We start from the raw sequence: 17,094 nt of genomic DNA, 5'->3' as shown, positions 1-17,094 counted from the left end.
CTGCATATCGGCGGGGTGGCGGGAAACTTGAGGGCGGCCCGGCGACGGTTGCGGGCTTTGGAGGGAGGCTTCGGGCGCTTGCGCGCCTCGCTGCCGCTGGGAGAGGGGGGCGCGGTCCGCGATGCGTCGACGGACCGCTGACGAGTCGATGAGCGTGGAGAAAGGGCGCGCTTACTTCAGCACCACGCACTGCCACACGAAGAACACGACGAGACCGACTGCGATCGTCAGCAGCGGCCTGCGCGTCACGGCACTGACGACGATCGCGGCGAGCGCGCCGACCAGCTGCGGATTGCGCCAGGTCAACTCGGCGTTGTTGCCGTGCGGCGACACGGCCATCGGGACGATGATCGCGGTCAGCACGGTGACCGGCACGAAGCTGAGCGCGGTGCGCATCAGCGGCGGGAACACGAGGCGCTCGCCGAGCACGAACACGGCCGCGCGGATCAACCACGTAATCGCGGCCATGCCGACGATCAGAACGACGTAGTTCATCGCGTCGCCTCCACCGGACGGCGCGCGCCACGCAGGTTCAGACGCGACATCGACAGCAGCACGCCGACCGCGACTCCCGCGAACACCGCGCCGAGCAGGCCGAGCTTGTACGGCCACGCTTGCCAGAAAAACGCCAGCGTGCCGGCGGTGACGGCCGCCGCGATATAGCGCAGCGCGACCAGTTGCGGCACGACGATCGCGATGAACGTCGCGACCATCGCGAAGTCGAGGCCGAGCGACTGCAGGCCCGGGAAGGCCGCGCCGAACAGCAGGCCGGCGACGGTCCACAGCTGCCAGTTCAGATACATCGCGACGCCGGCGCCGAAGAAGTAGTACGGACCGACGGTGCCCGGCTCGCGATGCCGGTAGTGCTCCCACGCGACCGCGAAGACTTCGTCGGTGAGCAGCGCGCCGAGCGCCCAGCGCCAGCGCTTCGGCAGATGCGCGACGTGCGGCGCGAGCGTGGCGCTATACAGCACGTGACGCAGATTGACGACGAGCGTGGTCGCCCAGATTACGGCGAAGCTCGCATGTCCGGCGATCAGCCCGAGCGCGATGAACTGCGCGGAACCCGCGAAGACGACGAGCGACATCAACTGGCCGTGCCACAGATGCAGCGGGCCGGACGTCACGAGCGTGCCGAAGATGACGCCGAACGGCGCGGCACCGACCATCATCGGGATGATGTCGCGCGCGCCGGCGGCGAATTCTTTGAGATGGCTGCCGCGGGTGGGCTGGCCTTGGGTGGAATCGGTCAATCTGAGCCTCCTTGATTTCGGAAGCATAGCGACTGACCGACGTTCGGACTTGTACGTTCTTGCGGCGGGGTGCTGATGCGGACAGGCGAATTGCGGCGCGATGCTCACTGCGTGCGGCGCACGCGACGGCGGTGCCGCATCGCGCGTCACGAGCCGCGCTGCGTTCCTTGCCATTGGCCCGGCGGCACGCCGAACATGCGCCGGAAATGCCGCGTGAAATGGCTCTGATCGGTGAAGCCACTTGCGGCGGCGACGTCGGTCACCGGGACGCCGGCGCGCAACGGCGCGAGCGCGCGCTGCAGGCGCACCTGATTGCGCCACGCATGAGGCGGCAGGCCGGTCGATTGCGTGAATAGCCGCGCCGCGTGGAACGGCGACAGACCCGCGGCCTTGGCGACCTCGGCGAGCGTCACCGGTTCGACGAGGTCACCGGTCAGCCGCGCCTGCATCAATGCGACGCGGGTGTCGTCGGTCGCGACGCGCGCGGAGGCGGGGCGCGTCTGCGCATAGCGGACCAGCAAGGTGGACAGTGCGTCGAGCATCGCGGCTTCGGCGGCGAGCGCGTCGTCGCCGGCTTCGAGCAGACGGTGGGCGTGCGCGAGCCGCATCGCGAGATCGGGATCGCGGATCACGCCGGGCGCAAACCACGGCAAGGCCTGCGGCTTGCCGGCAACCTCGTCGGCAAGCGCGCGGAGGAACTCGACCGGCGCATACATCACGCGATACCGCCAGCCCGCCTCGACCGCCTTCGACCCCGTATGCAACTCGCCCGGATTGATGATCGGCACGCTGCCCGCTTCGGCGACATGGTTCTCGCCGCGATACCGATAGCACTCCGCACCCGCGACGATCACCGGGATCGTATAGGCGTCGTGCCAATGCGGCGCGAACTCATGGTCGTGGTATTCGGCGGTGAGCAGATCCGCGCCGGGCAGTAGCGGCGTGCGCCAGTAGCGGGCGGAATCGCGGAAACGAGAGGTGGCGGTCATGACGAAAGTCCAGCTGGACCGGTCAGTTTAACGCGTCGTAGGCGGGGACGGCGGCGGGCGCGCAGGCGCGCTGCGTCGCGCCGCGTGCCGCTCGCGCCGTCAATTGATGGTACTTGCGTTACTTGAGTGGAATCGTCGTGCCGGTCGGCATCGGCACGGCACTCACGCTGTTTTTCGCGCTGCCGCTGACCACACGGTCGCTGTAGGTCAGATAGACCAGCGCGTTGCGCTTCGTGTCGACCACCCGCACCACGTGCAGCGACTTGAAGATCAGCGACATGCTGACTGAGAACACGTCGTCCTTCTGCTTGATGGGGCCGGTGAAATGCAACTCCCCGACCTGGCGACACGCGATCGACGCCTCGGTCGGATCTTCGGCGATGCCGAGCGTGCCTTTGACGCCGCCGGTCCGCGCCCGCGACACGTAGCAGGTGACGCCTTGCACGACGGGATCGTCATAGGCTTCGACGACCACGCGGTCGGAGCCTGTAACGTGAAAATTGGTATTGACGCTGGCGATTTCTTCGCCGTGCGCCGAAGAAAGCAGCAGGGCGCCGATCGCCGTGAGCGCGATGTGTAGCGAGGTGGATTTCATGAGCGTGCCGGTTGAGTGTCTGGAGTGAGCCGGCGCCAGAGGGGTGAAACGTGCGCCGTGAAGCCGCCATCGTATAACGGCGTGCCGCGCGCGTGAGGCGGGCGATCGGGGCGCAAAAACAAAAAGGCCCGCACGGATGCGGGCCTTTCAATCTTTTTGGCTCCTCGACCTGGGCTCGAACCAGGGACCTACGGATTAACAGTCCGGCGCTCTACCGACTGAGCTATCGAGGAACAGCAGTACAACTTGATCTACATAAAAAAACCCGTCTTGGTTAACGGGCTTTTGCGATTCTTGGCTCCTCGACCTGGGCTCGAACCAGGGACCTACGGATTAACAGTCCGGCGCTCTACCGACTGAGCTATCGAGGAACAGAACAACAACAGCAGAGAAGCGAAATTGTAGAGGCGGCTTAAACGCCTGTCAATACCTCTGCGTTCATCTTCATATTAATTCCTGCTCAGCGCGCGAGCAACGCGAGCTTATCCTTCACGTCCTTGAATTCCTCGGCTTCCGGCAGCGGTGCTTTGGTCTTCGTGATGCTGGGCCACGCTTTCGCCAGGTCGGCGTTCAGCGCGATGAAGTCCTGCTGGTCGCCCGGCACGTCTTCTTCGGCATAGATGGCGTTCACCGGGCACTCGGCTACGCACACGGCGCAGTCGATGCATTCATCGGGGTCGATCGCGAGGAAGTTGGGACCTTCGCGAAAGCAGTCCACCGGGCACACATCGACGCAGTCGGTATAGCGGCACTTGATGCAGCTTTCGGTCACAACGTGAGTCATTCAGGCAGCTCCTGCATGCGGAATCAGGGAAGGCGCGGACGCCAAAAGAGTTATTGTAACTTAACGTCAACAGGCAGATGAAACATCGGCCTGTGCGTCTTATACGTTTTTGTGATTAGTTTATGGGGTGCCGCGAACGGCCGCGGACAGCCGGCGCAGGCCGGCGGCACGATGGATGCGGACGCATTCGGGTAACATGCGTCAGGTTGGCGCGCCGCTCGGTTCAGCGCGTCCGTTGCAACGGGGCCGTGAGCCCGTTTCGTTTTTTCAGCGGTCCAGTTCGTACCATCATGATTATTACTTCGCTGCTCGATACCGATCTGTACAAGTTCACGATGATGCAGGTGGTGTTGCATCACTTCCCCGCCGCGAACGTGGAGTACCGCTTCCGCTGCCGCACGCCGAACGTCGATCTGGTGCCCTACATCGGCGAGATTCGCGACGAAGTGCGCAAGCTCTGCGAACTGCGTTTCACCGACGATGAGCTCGACTACCTGCGCCGCATGCGCTTCATCAAGGGCGACTTCATCGAGTTCCTCGCGCTGTTCCATCTGAACGAGAAGTACATTTCGATCACGCCGTCGCCGAAGGGCAATGGCGAAATCGACATCGACATCAAGGGGCCGTGGCTGCATACGATCCTCTTCGAAATCCCGGTGCTCGCGATCGTCAACGAAGTCTATTTCCGCAACACGCAGCAAACGCCCGACTATCACGTAGGCCGCGGCCGTCTGCTCGACAAGATCCAACTGCTCGGCGCGCGTCCCGAATACGCCGACTGCAAGATCGCCGATTACGGCACGCGCCGCCGCTTCTCGAAGCAATGGCACGAGGAGGTGATCCTCACGCTGAAGGACGGCCTCGGCGAGCAGTTCGCCGGCACGAGCAACGTCTTCTACGCGATGAAGCACGGCCTGACGCCGCTCGGCACGATGGCGCACGAGTACCTGCAGGCTTGCCAGGCGCTCGGTCCGCGGCTGCGCGACTCGCAGATCTTCGGCTTCGAGATGTGGGCGAAGGAATATCGCGGCGACCTCGGGATTGCGCTCTCCGACGTGTACGGCATGCAGGCGTTCCTGCGCGACTTCGACATGTACTTCTGCAAGCTGTTCGACGGCGCTCGCCACGATTCCGGAGATCCGTTCGACTGGGGCGAGCGCCTGCTCAAGCACTACGAGGCGAATCGCTGCGACCCGCGCACCAAGATCCTCGTGTTCTCCGACGCACTCGACATCCCGAAGGTGCTGCAGCTCTACGAGCGCTTCCGCGGCCGCTGCAAGCTCGCGTTCGGGGTGGGCACCAATCTGACCAACGACCTCGGCTACAACCCGCTGCAGATCGTGATCAAGATGGTCCGCTGCAACGGTCAGCCGGTCGCGAAATTGTCCGATTCGCCGGGCAAGAACATGTGCGAGGACAAGGCGTATCTCGCGTATCTGCGGCAGGTGTTCGGCATCGCGCAGCCGGAAGAAGAGGCGGCCAAATAGCGCGCTTCGCGGCCAGCTGTTCGGTTCATCGCCTGTTCATGATCTGCTCGCGTTCGGGGTGGTGCGGCGAACAGTGTCGCCGCACTCCCGACGCCCGGCAATATGCCGTTCGGCCAGGGTGTTTGCGTGGAAGGCCACCGGTATAATCCTCGCCATATCGCACGGCTGTCGACACGAGGATTTCGCCCATGGACACATCGATTGCCCGCCGCAACATCCTGGCGCGCATCCGCGCCGCGCAAGGGCGCGAGCCCGAGCCGAGCGCCGCCGAGCGCGAAGCCGCGGCGGACTATCTCGCGCGTCATCCGGCCGGGCCGCGTCCGGACATCCCCGCCGATCTGCGCGCGCAGTTCATCGAAGAAGCGCAGAAGATGGCGACCACCGTCGCCACCGTTCAAACCCTCGCCGATGTGCCCGCCGCCGCGCATCGCTATCTGACCCAACAGGGCTTGCCGTTGCAGGCCATCGCATGGCAAACGCTGCGCGATCTGCCGTGGGCCGAAGCCGGCCTCGCCGTCGAATTTCGCAAACCTCAAGACAACGACGTGGTCGGTCTCACCGGCTGCTTCTGCGCGACCGCGGAGACCGGCACGCTCGTGTTGCTGTCCGGACCCGAGACGTATGCGTCGGCCGGGCTGCTGCCGGAGACGCATATCGCGATCGTACCGGCGTCGCGCATCGTCGCGGGTCATGAGGAGGCGTTCGGTCTGATTCGCAAGGAGCGCGGTGAGCTGCCGCGCGCGGTCAATTTCGTATCGGGGCCGTCGCGCACCGGCGATATCGAGCAGACCATCGTGCTGGGCGCGCACGGCCCTTACCGGGTGCATGCGATCGTCGTGCAGGATGCTTGAACGCGTCGCGCGGCGGCTTGCTGTCGCATATGCGACACACGCGGTATCCGTCGTTCGTGCGTTGGCAAACCGTCGCGCGTCCTGTATCGGCATGAGTTCGCTGTCTGGTCGCGCGGGCCTGTGGCTCGCCGTTGCCTCCATGCTCGCGCTGTGTGCGCCGTCCGTGCAGGCCGCGACGCTCGACGGTGCGCGCTTGTCGGCGCTGTGGGGCTTGCCCTTCGCGGGTGTGCTGCTGTCGATCGCGATCTTTCCGCTGATCGCACCAGCCTTCTGGCATCACCATTTTGGCAAGATCGCCGCGGCGTGGGCGCTCGCGTTCATCGTGCCGTTCGCCGTGAGCTTCGGCACGAGCGCCGCGCTAGGCGCGCTCGCGCATGCCATGCTCGACGAGTACATCCCGTTCATCATTCTGCTGACCGCGCTCTATACCGTCGCGGGCGGCATCTGCGTGCGCGGCAATCTGCACGGCACGCCGCGCCTGAACACCGCGATTCTCGCGCTCGGCACGTTGCTCGCGAGCGTGATGGGGACGACCGGCGCGGCAATGCTGCTGATCCGCCCGCTGCTGCGCGCCAACGACAATCGCCGCCATGTGACCCACGTGGTCGTGTTCTTTATCTTCCTCGTCGCGAACATTGGGGGCGCGCTGTCGCCGCTCGGCGATCCGCCGCTCTTCCTCGGCTTTCTCGAAGGCGTGAATTTTTTCTGGACCACCACGCATCTCGCGGCTCCGATGCTGTTCGTGAGCGGCATGCTGCTCGCCGCTTTCTACGCGCTCGACTCGTACTACTTTCACCAGCGCGAGGAGCAGCGTTCGGCCTTCCTCGATCCGACGCCCGACGGCGCGCCGCTCGGCATCGACGGCAAGATCAATTTCGTGCTGCTCGCCGCGGCGATCGCGCTCGTGCTGATGAGCGGACTGTGGCGCTCGCAAATCACATTCGACGTACTGGGCACCCACGTCGCGTTGCAAAACATCGTGCGCGACGCCGCGCTGATCGTCGTCACGCTGCTGTCGCTCGCGTGGACGCCGCGCGCCGCGCGTGCCGGCAATGACTTCAACTGGGCGCCGATCGAGGAAGTCGCCAAACTGTTCGCCGGTATCTTCGTGACGATCGTGCCGGTCATCATGATCCTGCGCGCGGGAGAAGCCGGCGCGTTCGCGGGCATCGTCCATCTGGTCAACGATCCGTCGGGCGAGCCGCGCGACATCATGTACTTCTGGGCGACCGGCCTGCTATCTTCGTTTCTCGACAACGCGCCGACCTATCTCGTGTTCTTCAATTTGGCCGGCGGCGACGCGCAGACGTTGATGACCACCGGTGCGACCACGCTCGCGGCGATTTCAGCCGGCGCAGTGTTCATGGGCGCGAACACCTATATTGGCAACGCGCCGAACTTCATGGTGAAGGCGATGGCGCAATCGCGCGGCGTGCGCATGCCGAGCTTTTTCGCGTATATGGGCTGGTCGGGCGCGATGTTGCTGCCGTTGTTTGCGCTCACCGGCTGGCTCTTTTTTCGACGCTGACTCTGCAACGCCGGGGCAATCCCTCGACGTGCGATACGGAGACTTGCAATGCAGAAAATCCTCGTTGCCCGTTCGATCTTTCCCGATGTGATCGACCGGCTCAAACAATACTTCGACGTCGACTGGAACGAGGGCGACGTGTTGCCCGCCGACGAGCTGAAGCGCCGTCTCGCGGACAAGGACGGCGCGCTGACGGCCGGCGAGATGATCGACGCAGGCGTGCTTGCCGCGGCACCACGTTTGCGGGTCGTGTCGAACATGGCGGTCGGCTACAACAACTTCGACATGGCCGCGTTCAACGCGGCGAACGTGCTCGGCACCAACACGCCAGACGTGCTGAACGAATCGACCGCCGACTTCGGCTGGGCGCTGATGATGGCCGCCGCGCGCCGCATCGCCGAGTCGGAGCACTGGCTGCGCGCGGGGCTCTGGCAGAAGTGGAGCTACGACGGCTTTCTCGGCAGCGACCTGTACGGCTCGACGCTGGGCGTGATCGGCATGGGCCGCATCGGCCAGGCGCTCGCGCGTCGCGCGCAGGGTTTCAACATGCGAGTCATCTATCACAACCGCTCGCGCGTCGCGCCGCAAATCGAGGCCGAGCTGAACGCGGAATACGTGTCGAAAGAGGATCTGCTGCGGCGGGCCGACCACGTCGTGCTGGTGCTGCCGTACACCAAAAACAACCACCACACGATCGGCGCGGCCGAACTCGCGCTGATGAAGCCGAGCGCGACGCTGACGAACATCGCGCGCGGCGGCATCGTCGACGATGCGGCATTGGCCGAAGCGCTGCGCGACAGGCGCATCGCGGCGGCCGGTCTCGACGTGTTCGAGGGGGAACCGAATCTGCATCCGGCGCTGCTCAGCGTGCCGAACGTGGTGCTGACGCCGCACATCGCGAGCGCGACCGAAACCACGCGCCGCGCGATGGCGAACCTCGCCGCCGACAATCTGATCGCCGGGCTCGGCGCAGGACCGCGCGCCGGTCAGCCGCCGAATCCGATCAACCCCGACGTGATCGGCAAGGCGCGTTCATGACGATGATTCTGGTGGCGGCTGTCGCGGTGCTGGCGGTCGCCCTCGTGATCGCATTGGCCTTGCTGATGCGCGGTCATGACCGCACGGAGCAGCACGAGCAGTTCGAAATGCTGAACGAACGCGTCGATGCCGTCGTCGACGCCCAGGTGCATACCGCCGAGCGGCTCGAGCGGCAACTGCGCAACGACATCGCCGAGACCGCCCGTGTATCGCGCACCGAGCAAAGCGGCGGCTTCGCGCAGTTTCAGCAAACCCTCGCCGCGCAGTTCGGCAGCATGACGACGGTGCAGGGCGGCAAGATCGACGGCTTTGCGCAGCAGCTGGACGCCGTGCGTCACAGCCTGCAGGCGCAGGCGCAGCAGGCGCGCGACGAGCAGGGCCGCTCGCTCAAGCAGTTCGGCGACACGCTGAGCCTGCAGCTCGGGCAACTGACCGAGGCGAACGACCGGCGCTTCGCCGAAGTGCGCGCGACGATCGAGCAGCGTCTGAAGGACATCGAGGCGAACAACGCGACGCGGCTCGAGGAGATGCGCCGCACCGTCGACGAAAAACTGCACGCCACACTGGAACAGCGGCTCGGCGAATCGTTCAAGCTCGTGTCCGACCGGCTCGAACAGGTGCATCGCGGGCTCGGCGAAATGCAGACGCTGGCGGCGGGCGTCGGCGATCTGAAGCGCGTGCTGACCAACGTGAAGACGCGCGGCACGTGGGGCGAAGTGCAGCTCGAAGCCTTGCTCGAACAACTGCTGACCGCCGATCAATACGCGAAGAACGTCGCGACGGTGCCGAAGAGCGCCGATCGCGTGGAGTTCGCGATTCGGCTGCCGGGGCGCCCGGAACCGGGCGGCGCGAACACGCCGGTATGGCTGCCGATCGACGCCAAATTCCCGCGCGAGGACTACGAGCGCCTGATCGAGGCGCAGGAGCGCGCCGATCCGGTCGCGGTCGAGGAAGCATCGCGCGCGCTTGAAGTGCGGATTCGCGCGGAGGCGCGCACCATCGCGGAGAAGTACGTGGCGCCGCCGCATACGACCGACTTCGCGCTGCTGTTTTTGCCGACCGAAGGCCTGTACGCGGAAGTGCTGCGCCGGCCGGGGCTCACGGATCTGCTGCAGCGCGACTATCGCGTGACGATTGCGGGGCCGACCACGCTGACCGCGTTGCTCAATAGTCTGCAGATGGGTTTCCGCACGCTCGCGATCGAAAAGCGCTCGAGCGAGGTGTGGCAGGTGCTCGGCGCGGTGAAAACGGAGTTCGGCAAATTCGGCGACGTGCTCGCGAAGACCAAGGCGCAGCTCGAAACCGTCACACGTTCGATCGAGGCCGCCGAAACCCGCACGCGCATCATGAACCGCAAGCTGCGCGACGTCGAAGCGTTGCCGGGCGAGGAGGCGAGTGGGCTGCTCGGCGATGCGCTGTCGGGTGTGGAACCCGATGAGCAATGAGGGGCGAGGCGCTGGAATTCAGGCTCTTTCAGCTAGCCGCTCCTGCGCATCGCCCGTCACGCTTCTTCCGGTGCGTCGGCCAGATGGATTTCGATACCACCGAAGCGCGACGCGACCCAGTTGTAGGCGTGGCACGCGATCCACAACAGGACGAAGCCGAGGATCGCATTCAACAGCAGCGCGCTGAACACGGTGCTCAGCTCCACCGACCCATAGCGCACGAACGCGACCACCACGCCGAGCAGCACGATCGGCACCGAAAATGTCAGATACACGAGGATCAGCGCTTTGGCCGTCTGTCCTGGTGCGATGAACGAGATCTGTTTTTTCATGTAAGTCAAACCCCAGTGTGTCTTAGTAGTGGTAGTGGGTGGAGTGCGGATCAGGTGCTGATGTAGTGCCGATGTCGTGCGATCGATGCGTCGCCTGGAACGTCAGATGAGACCGTCGAACAGCATGATCGACACGCGATCGCCGACGTCGATTTCGCCTTCGTCGTGGCCGAGCACGATGAAGCAGTTCGCTTCGCTCATCGAGCTCAGCACGCCGGAGCTTTGCGAACCGGTCGGGCTCACGTGCCAGTGTCCGTGCGCGTCCTGTTCGGCGATGCCGCGCTGGAATTCGGTGCGGCCCGCGCGCTTGTCCACCGCCACGCGGCTCGTCGCGTGAATCACCGGCAACGGCCGCGGCGTCGCGCCGGCCATCAGCAGCAGCGCTTCGCGCACGATCTGATAGAACGTCACCATCACGGCGACCGGATTGCCGGGCAGGCCGAAGAATAGCGCAGGTTTGCCGAGCCCCGGCTGTGCACCGGACCACAGGCGGCCGAACGCGAGCGGCCGGCCGGGGCGCATCGCGAGACTCCAGAAGGCGACGTCGCCGAAAGTCTGCAGCAGTTGCTTCGTGAAGTCCGCTTCGCCGACCGACACGCCGCCCGAAGTCAGCACCACGTCGGCATTGGCCGCGGCGCTGCGCAGCGCGGCTTCGAGCGCGGCCGGCTCGTCACGCACGACGCCGAGATCGAGCGCGTCGACGTTCAGACGCCGCAGCATCGCAAACAGCGTGTAGCGGTTGCTGTCGTAGACCGAGCCGGCGTCGAGCGGTTCGCCGAGCGAGCGCAGCTCGTCGCCAGTCGAAAAAAACGCAACCCGCAGACGCCGCCGCACGCTGACTTCGCCGATGCCGAGCGACGCGAGCAGACCGAGGTCCGACGCGCGCACGATGCGCCCGGCATGCAGCGCGACGTGGCCACGCGCGAGATCTTCGCCGGCGCGACGGCGGTTCGCGCCCGCCGAGAGCGCGCTGGCCGCGAAGCGGATCGACGGGGAATCCGCGCTATCGCGCTCGACCCGCTCTTGCGGCACGACGGTGTCGCAGCCGGAGGGCATGCAGGCGCCCGTCATCACGCGCACGCACTGGTTCGCCGCGACGCGGCCCGTGAACGGATGGCCCGCGAGCGCCTTGCCGGCGACCGTCAGCTCGACGCTGTCCGCGCCGCCTCGCGTACCGGCCGCGAGCGCCGCGTGATTGAACGCGTAGCCGTCCATCGCGGAGTTGTCGTGCGCGGGTACGTCGATCGGCGACACGATGTCGGCGGCGAGCACGCGCTCGAGCGCGTCGCGCAATGCCACGCGCTCGACGGCCGCCACGGGCGTCGCCCACTGCCGGACGATCGCCTGAGCGGCCGGGACGGGTAGCGCATGAGGATCGTACTGCTCGACGCAGCGTGAAAAGTCGTTGAGCGTGGTCATGAATGGCTGGGCGTCGCGACCGGAGACGGGCGCGGCTATTGCCGTGCGGCCGGAGCGGATGTCAGCCGGGGCCTCGATTACGTTCGAGGTCGGCGAGTTCTTGTAACGAGTTGGCATTGTAGAACGCGCGCTCGTCGGCAAAGACGACTTCGACCGTCTTGTGGCGCGCGTACCACGCGCGGACCTTGCGTTCCCCGGCGGCCAGAAACGCGGCCAGGTCGTCCGCGACGGCGGTGCGCATCAGCGCGAACACCGGGTGCAGCGTAGTCTCGCCACGGATGTCGATGGTGGTGACGGTCACGATATCGGCGTGGTTTGCGTCGAGCGCATCAGCGAGGCGCGCGGCGAGGTCGGCCGGCAGCCACGGCGAATCGCAGGGCACGCTCAGCAGGTAGGCCGTGCCGGCGGCACGCAGTCCGGCGAGCATGCCGGCGAGCGGGCCGGGAAAGTCGGGGAGGGTGTCAGCGACGACCGTCGCGCGATACGGCGCGCCGAGCGCGGCATAGATGTCGGCATGGCGGTTCGCGCTGATCATCAGCGGGCCGGTCTGCGGCGCGAGACGTCGGAGCACGTGAGCGGCGAGCGCTTCGCCGTGCAGCGGTTGCAGCCCCTTGTCGACGCCGCCCATGCGCGTGCCGCGCCCGCCCGCAAGCACGAGGCCGGTGATCTGTTCGCGGGGGATGGGCATGCGCCGGCCGCTCAGCCGCCGATGTAGGACATTTCGACGCGACGCCCGGCCGGCTCGCTCGAATCGGCCGGCTGGCTGCCGCGCAGCTGCGAGTAGCGGTCACTGCGGCCCTGCCAGATTTCGGCGATGGCGGTGGCGATCTCGGCATCGCTCGCGCCGCCGCGCAACAGCGCGCGCAGGTCATGCCCGCTCGATGCGAACAGGCACAGGTACAGCTTGCCCTCGGTCGACAAACGCGCGCGCGTGCAATTGCCGCAGAACGCGCGGGTCACGCTCGAAATGACGCCGATCTCGCCGCCGCCGTCGACATAGCCCCAGCGTTGCGCGGTTTCGGCGGCGCTGTGCGCTTCGAGCGGAACGAGCGGGAAATGCTCGGCGATGCGCGTGACGACGTCGGCGGAAGGCAGCACTTCGGTCATGTTCCAGCCGTTCGAGGTGCCGACGTCCATGTACTCGATGAAGCGCAGCACCGTGCCCGTGCCTCTGAAATGACGCGCCATCGGGACGATTTCGCCGTCGTTGGTACCGCGTTTGACGACCATGTTCACTTTGATCGGCGCGAGCCCGACCGCCTGAGCGGCGGCGATGCCGTCGAGCACGTCGGCGACCGCGAAGTCGGCGTCGTTCATGTGGCGAAACAGTGCGTCGTCGAGCGCGTCGAGGCTGACGGTCACGCGCGTGAGGCCGGCGTCCTTCAGGCTGCGCGCCTTGCGCGCCAGCAGCGAGCCGTTGGTGGTCAGCGTGAGATCGAGCGGACGGCCGGCGGGAGTGGTCAAGCGGGCGAGCCGGTCGATCAGGAATTCGAGGTTCTTGCGCAGCAGCGGCTCGCCGCCCGTCAGGCGAATCTTCTCGACGCCATGCGCGACGAACAGCTGCGCGAGCCGCTCGATCTCCTCGAAGCTCAACAGCGCGCTGTGCGGCAGGAACGCATAGTCCTTGTCGAACACCGCGCGCGGCATGCAGTAGACGCAACGGAAGTTGCAGCGGTCCGTCACCGAGATGCGCAGATCGTGCAGCGGACGCGCGAGCGCATCGTGCAGCGCGCCGCTAGGCGTCTGCTCTGGGCCGGTGATGACCGGCGCCGCGCTGAGATCGGCAACAGGGATGATGCGTCGTGACATGAAGTGCTTCGTCAGAGGCTTTATCGGACGGCGGATGATTAATTCTATCGGAAATGCCCGTGGTGGCAGGCGGGCGGCGCGCATTGTGGGGGTTTACGGGGAGCGAAGTGGCGCGGCTCGCGACCAGGATGGGTCACCGCCCCAAAAAAAAGCCCGCCGGGAAGGGCGGGCTTTTTCAAGTACAACGACGCGGCTTACTGCGGATGCTTGATCGTTTCGACCTGTTGCATCGGCGTGTTGTCGACCGGCGGCAGCGCCTTGCGCTCACGGACCACACGCGGCGGCTTGACCGTCTGCGCCGCCGCTTCCTGCGCGGCACGCAGTTTGTCGGCGTCGGTGTTCACCCAGATCAGGCCAGCTTGCTCGAGGATCGGCTGCAATGCATCGGCCGATGCGGCGGCGGGCGCTGCGCTGCGCACGGGAGCCGGCTGCGCGGCCGCGGCGACAGGCGCCGGTTCGGACACGCCCGGTTCCGGTGCGACGACCGGTTGCGGCTCGACGATCTCGGCCTGCGGCGCCGGCACGGCTGCCGGTGCCTCGACGATCGTGGCCGGAGCCGCGGTGTCGAGCGCAGCCGGGGCGGCTTGCGGTTCGGTCGGGACGGTCGGCTGCACTTCCAGTGCCGGCTCGACTGCCGGCGATTCGGCATGCGCGGCAGGTTCGACCGGAGCAACCGGCGCGACCGGTTCGCTCGCAGCCGGCGCGGCTTGCTCTGCTTGCGCCGGCGTTTCGATAGCCGGTTGGGCCGCCACCGGAGCTTGCTCGACCGGCACGACCTTTTCGGTCTTAGCGGCATGTTCCGCGGCGAGAGCCGGCGTTTCGGCTGCCGCATGCAGTTCGGTCACGACGGCGCTTTGCGTTGCGACAGCGGCGACCACCACTTCGACCGGGGTCACGTCCTTCGCTTCGCTGGCCGCACGCGTGTGCTCGACAGGCTGCTCGATACGCACCGGCGCTTCGTCGCTGGCGGCAACGTTGTCACCTTCCGCTTCCGCGACGTCCGCCGCGAGGTTGCCATTCACGTCCTCTTCACGCTCGCGACGACCACCACGACGGCCGCGACGGCGACGACGACGCTCTTCACCGTCCCGTGCGACCGCTTCCTGATCGACCGGCACGCCGTTTTCACCGGCTGCGGCGCGGTTGCGGGCGAGTTCGTCGGCGGCTTGCGTGTCGGTTTGCGTCAGCGCCGCGGCGGCTTCCGCCTGCGGCTTGCGACGCTCGCCACGCTCGACGCGTTCAGCGCGTTCGCCACGCTCGCGGCGCTCACCGCGTTCCTGACGTTCGGCGCGTGCCGTGCCTTCGACTGCTTCCGCGCGCTCGGCGCCGCGGGTGTCGCGTTCGCGTGCTTCACGCGGCTCGCGAGCCTCACGCGGTTCGCGGCCTTCACGAGCCTCACGCGGTTCGCGTTGCTCACGCGGCGCGCGCGGCTCACGGCCCTCGCGTGCCTCGCGGCCTTCGCGTTCCTCGCGACGCTGCGACGGCTGCTGAGCTTGCGCCTGACGGCCGCCGGTGACGCCTTCGCCACGCGCTGCCGCGTCGCGGCCGCCTGCGCCGCCACGGCGATTGCGGTTGCGATCGCCGCCGCGCTCGCCGATGCGCTCACCGCGCTCGGCGCGTTCGCCGCGTTGCGGACGGGCCTGCTTGTCGGTCGTGGCCGGTGCGGCAGGTGCCGGAGCGGCCGGCTGCATGCCGAACAGATTCTTCAGCCAGCCGATGAAGCCGCCGCTGGCCGGCGTCACCGCGACCGGAGCGGGGGTAGCCGCCGGGCGGACCGGCGCGCTCGGAGCCGGCTTCTCGGGCGTGATGCCCTTGACCGCCGCTTCCTGCTTCGGCTTCACTTCCTCGGTGCGCTTGCTGTAGCCGGTTTCCGATTCGAGCTCGCGGGCTGCTTCTTCGGCCATCTTCCACGATGCGCGCGGATCGTCGAGGCGCGCGTCGTCGTGACGCAGACGCTCGAGCTTGTAGTGCGGCGTATCGAGGTGCTTGTTGGGGATCAGCACGACGTTGACCTTGAAACGCGACTCGATCTTGTTGATTTCGGCGCGCTTCTCGTTCAACAGGAAGGCGGTCACTTCGACCGGCACCTGGCAGTGGATCGCCGCGGTGTTTTCCTTCATCGCTTCTTCCTGAATGATCCGCAGCACTTGCAGCGCGGACGATTCGGTATCGCGGATGTGACCCGTGCCGTTGCAACGCGGACACGTGACGTGACTGCCTTCCGACAGCGCCGGACGCAGACGCTGGCGCGACAGCTCCATCAGGCCGAAGCGCGAAATCTTGCCCATCTGGACGCGGGCGCGGTCGTGCTTCAGCGCGTCTTTAAGACGCTGCTCGACTTCGCGCTGGCTCTTGGCCGACTCCATGTCGATGAAGTCGATCACGATCAGCCCGCCCAGGTCGCGCAGACGCAGCTGGCGGGCGACTTCGTCGGCGGCTTCGAGGTTCGTGCGCGCGGCCGTTTCCTCGATGTCGGCGCCCTTGGTTGCGCGCGCCGAGTTCACGTCGATCGCGACGAGCGCTTCGGTGTGGTCGATGACGATCGCGCCGCCCGACGGCAGCGGCACGGTGCGCGAGTACGCGGTTTCGATCTGGTGCTCGATCTGGAAACGCGAGAACAGCGGCACGTCGTCGTGATACCGCTTCACCTTGCTGACATTATCCGGCATCACGATGTCCATGAAGGCGCGTGCCTGGTCATGGATTTCGGTCGTGTCGATCAGGATTTCGCCGATATCGGGCTGGAAGTAGTCGCGAATCGCGCGGATTACGAGGCTCGATTCGAGATAGATCAGCATCGGCTGGCCGGCCGTGCCGCTTTGCGACGCGGCTTCGATCGCGCGCCATAGCTGCATCAGGTAATTCAGGTCCCATTGCAGCTCTTCGGCGCTGCGGCCGATGCCGGCCGTGCGCGCGATGATGCTCATGCCTTCCGGCAGTTGCAGCTGCGCCATGGTTTCGCGCAGTTCCTGACGGTCGTCGCCTTCGATCCGGCGCGACACACCGCCGCCACGCGGGTTATTCGGCATCAGGACCAGATAGCGGCCGGCGAGCGAGATGAACGTGGTCAGGGCCGCGCCCTTGTTGCCGCGTTCTTCTTTTTCGACCTGGACGATCAGTTCCTGACCTTCCTTCAGCGCGTCCTGGATGCGTGCAGAACGCATGTCGACGCCATCGCGGAAGTACTGCCGTGCGACTTCCTTGAACGGCAGGAAGCCGTGGCGGTCTTCGCCGTAGTTGACGAAGCAGGCCTCGAGCGACGGCTCGATGCGCGTGATGATGCCCTTGTAAATATTGCCTTTGCGCTGTTCGCGCCCGGCGGTTTCGATGTCAATGTCGATGAGTTTTTGCCCATCGACGATGGCGACGCGCAGTTCTTCCTGCTGCGTCGCATTGAACAACATTCGTTTCATTGAACGGCTCCAGAGCGGCCTCGCCGACCCAGCTGCGCGGTTGTCAGTCGCGAGAGCGTAAAGGGCAGGCGTGCCGCGTCTTATTGTGTTTTCACAAGCACGCTGGAGCGGGAAAGATGGCGGGAGAATTGCCTGAGAGGGCCCGGCCCGA

The 17,094-nt window shown here is 66.2% G+C and carries 15 protein-coding genes and 2 tRNA genes; 5 read left to right on the top strand and 12 right to left on the bottom strand.

Features of this window, described 5'->3' with window-relative positions; translation table 11 throughout:
• Nucleotides 1-171: 171 nt before the first annotated feature.
• The 7 genes from AB4Y34_RS13540 to fdxA all read right to left on the bottom strand — a co-directional run bounded on the left by AB4Y34_RS13540 (nucleotide 172) and on the right by fdxA (nucleotide 3,621).
• The gene (locus AB4Y34_RS13540) at nucleotides 172-495 is read right to left on the bottom strand and encodes an AzlD domain-containing protein (RefSeq protein ID WP_176105435.1); all 324 of its coding nucleotides are present in this window, start codon (nucleotides 493-495) and stop codon (nucleotides 172-174) included.
• Nucleotides 492-1,253, bottom strand: coding sequence for an AzlC family ABC transporter permease (locus tag AB4Y34_RS13535; RefSeq protein WP_176380329.1), 762 nt, complete (start codon nucleotides 1,251-1,253; stop codon nucleotides 492-494). Before AB4Y34_RS13535 ends, AB4Y34_RS13540 begins: the two co-directional genes overlap by 4 nt.
• Nucleotides 1,254-1,399: 146 nt before the next feature.
• Nucleotides 1,400-2,242, bottom strand: coding sequence for an AraC family transcriptional regulator (locus AB4Y34_RS13530; protein WP_176380330.1), 843 nt, complete (start codon nucleotides 2,240-2,242; stop codon nucleotides 1,400-1,402).
• Nucleotides 2,243-2,360: 118 nt separating this feature from the next.
• Complete coding sequence (locus AB4Y34_RS13525) at nucleotides 2,361-2,837, bottom strand: CreA family protein (RefSeq protein WP_176105438.1); 477 nt, start codon at nucleotides 2,835-2,837, stop codon at nucleotides 2,361-2,363.
• A 157-nt stretch (nucleotides 2,838-2,994) separates the two neighbouring features.
• A tRNA-Asn gene (locus AB4Y34_RS13520) sits at nucleotides 2,995-3,070 on the bottom strand.
• 62 nt (nucleotides 3,071-3,132) lie between these two features.
• Nucleotides 3,133-3,208: transfer RNA gene (locus AB4Y34_RS13515), tRNA-Asn, on the bottom strand.
• A gap of 89 nt (nucleotides 3,209-3,297) precedes the next feature.
• Nucleotides 3,298-3,621 (bottom strand): ferredoxin FdxA, encoded by a 324-nt coding sequence (gene fdxA / locus AB4Y34_RS13510; RefSeq protein ID WP_176124190.1) that lies wholly within the window; start codon nucleotides 3,619-3,621, stop codon nucleotides 3,298-3,300.
• A 290-nt stretch (nucleotides 3,622-3,911) separates the two neighbouring features.
• On the opposite strand from fdxA, the gene pncB reads away from it, so the two are divergent.
• From pncB to AB4Y34_RS13485, 5 genes are all read left to right on the top strand, one after another.
• Entirely contained in the window at nucleotides 3,912-5,108 is a 1,197-nt protein-coding gene (gene pncB / locus AB4Y34_RS13505) for a nicotinate phosphoribosyltransferase (protein WP_368716291.1), read from the top strand.
• Nucleotides 5,109-5,296: 188 nt separating this feature from the next.
• Nucleotides 5,297-5,959: a lactate utilization protein C gene (locus AB4Y34_RS13500; RefSeq protein WP_176380332.1), complete on the top strand. Its 663-nt coding sequence runs from the start codon at nucleotides 5,297-5,299 to the stop codon at nucleotides 5,957-5,959.
• A gap of 139 nt (nucleotides 5,960-6,098) precedes the next feature.
• Nucleotides 6,099-7,487: a sodium:proton antiporter gene (locus AB4Y34_RS13495; protein ID WP_368716340.1), complete on the top strand. Its 1,389-nt coding sequence runs from the start codon at nucleotides 6,099-6,101 to the stop codon at nucleotides 7,485-7,487.
• A gap of 48 nt (nucleotides 7,488-7,535) precedes the next feature.
• A complete protein-coding gene (locus AB4Y34_RS13490) occupies nucleotides 7,536-8,525 on the top strand; it encodes a D-glycerate dehydrogenase (protein ID WP_176380334.1) in 990 nt (329 codons plus the stop codon).
• Entirely contained in the window at nucleotides 8,522-9,970 is a 1,449-nt protein-coding gene (locus AB4Y34_RS13485) for a DNA recombination protein RmuC (RefSeq protein ID WP_176380335.1), read from the top strand. The genes AB4Y34_RS13490 and AB4Y34_RS13485 overlap by 4 nt, the downstream gene beginning before the upstream one ends.
• Nucleotides 9,971-10,026: 56 nt before the next feature.
• Here AB4Y34_RS13485 and AB4Y34_RS13480 read toward each other — a convergent pair whose 3' ends face one another.
• The 5 genes from AB4Y34_RS13480 to AB4Y34_RS13460 all read right to left on the bottom strand — a co-directional run bounded on the left by AB4Y34_RS13480 (nucleotide 10,027) and on the right by AB4Y34_RS13460 (nucleotide 16,943).
• Nucleotides 10,027-10,302: a hypothetical protein gene (locus tag AB4Y34_RS13480; RefSeq protein WP_008923126.1), complete on the bottom strand. Its 276-nt coding sequence runs from the start codon at nucleotides 10,300-10,302 to the stop codon at nucleotides 10,027-10,029.
• Nucleotides 10,303-10,404: 102 nt separating this feature from the next.
• On the bottom strand, nucleotides 10,405-11,721 hold the full coding sequence (gene glp, locus AB4Y34_RS13475) for a gephyrin-like molybdotransferase Glp (protein WP_368716290.1): 1,317 nt from the start codon (nucleotides 11,719-11,721) through the stop codon (nucleotides 10,405-10,407).
• A 61-nt stretch (nucleotides 11,722-11,782) separates the two neighbouring features.
• Complete coding sequence (gene mobA / locus AB4Y34_RS13470; protein ID WP_368716289.1) at nucleotides 11,783-12,409, bottom strand: molybdenum cofactor guanylyltransferase MobA; 627 nt, start codon at nucleotides 12,407-12,409, stop codon at nucleotides 11,783-11,785.
• Between the two features lie 11 nt (nucleotides 12,410-12,420).
• Entirely contained in the window at nucleotides 12,421-13,530 is a 1,110-nt protein-coding gene (moaA, locus tag AB4Y34_RS13465; protein ID WP_368716288.1) for a GTP 3',8-cyclase MoaA, read from the bottom strand.
• A gap of 194 nt (nucleotides 13,531-13,724) precedes the next feature.
• Complete coding sequence (locus AB4Y34_RS13460; protein ID WP_368716287.1) at nucleotides 13,725-16,943, bottom strand: ribonuclease E/G; 3,219 nt, start codon at nucleotides 16,941-16,943, stop codon at nucleotides 13,725-13,727.
• Nucleotides 16,944-17,094: the final 151 nt, after the last annotated feature.

The organism is Paraburkholderia sp. BR10954 (assembly GCF_040965775.1).
GTDB lineage: Bacteria > Pseudomonadota > Gammaproteobacteria > Burkholderiales > Burkholderiaceae > Paraburkholderia > Paraburkholderia youngii.
This window is presented reverse-complemented; position numbering and strand designations above follow the sequence as displayed.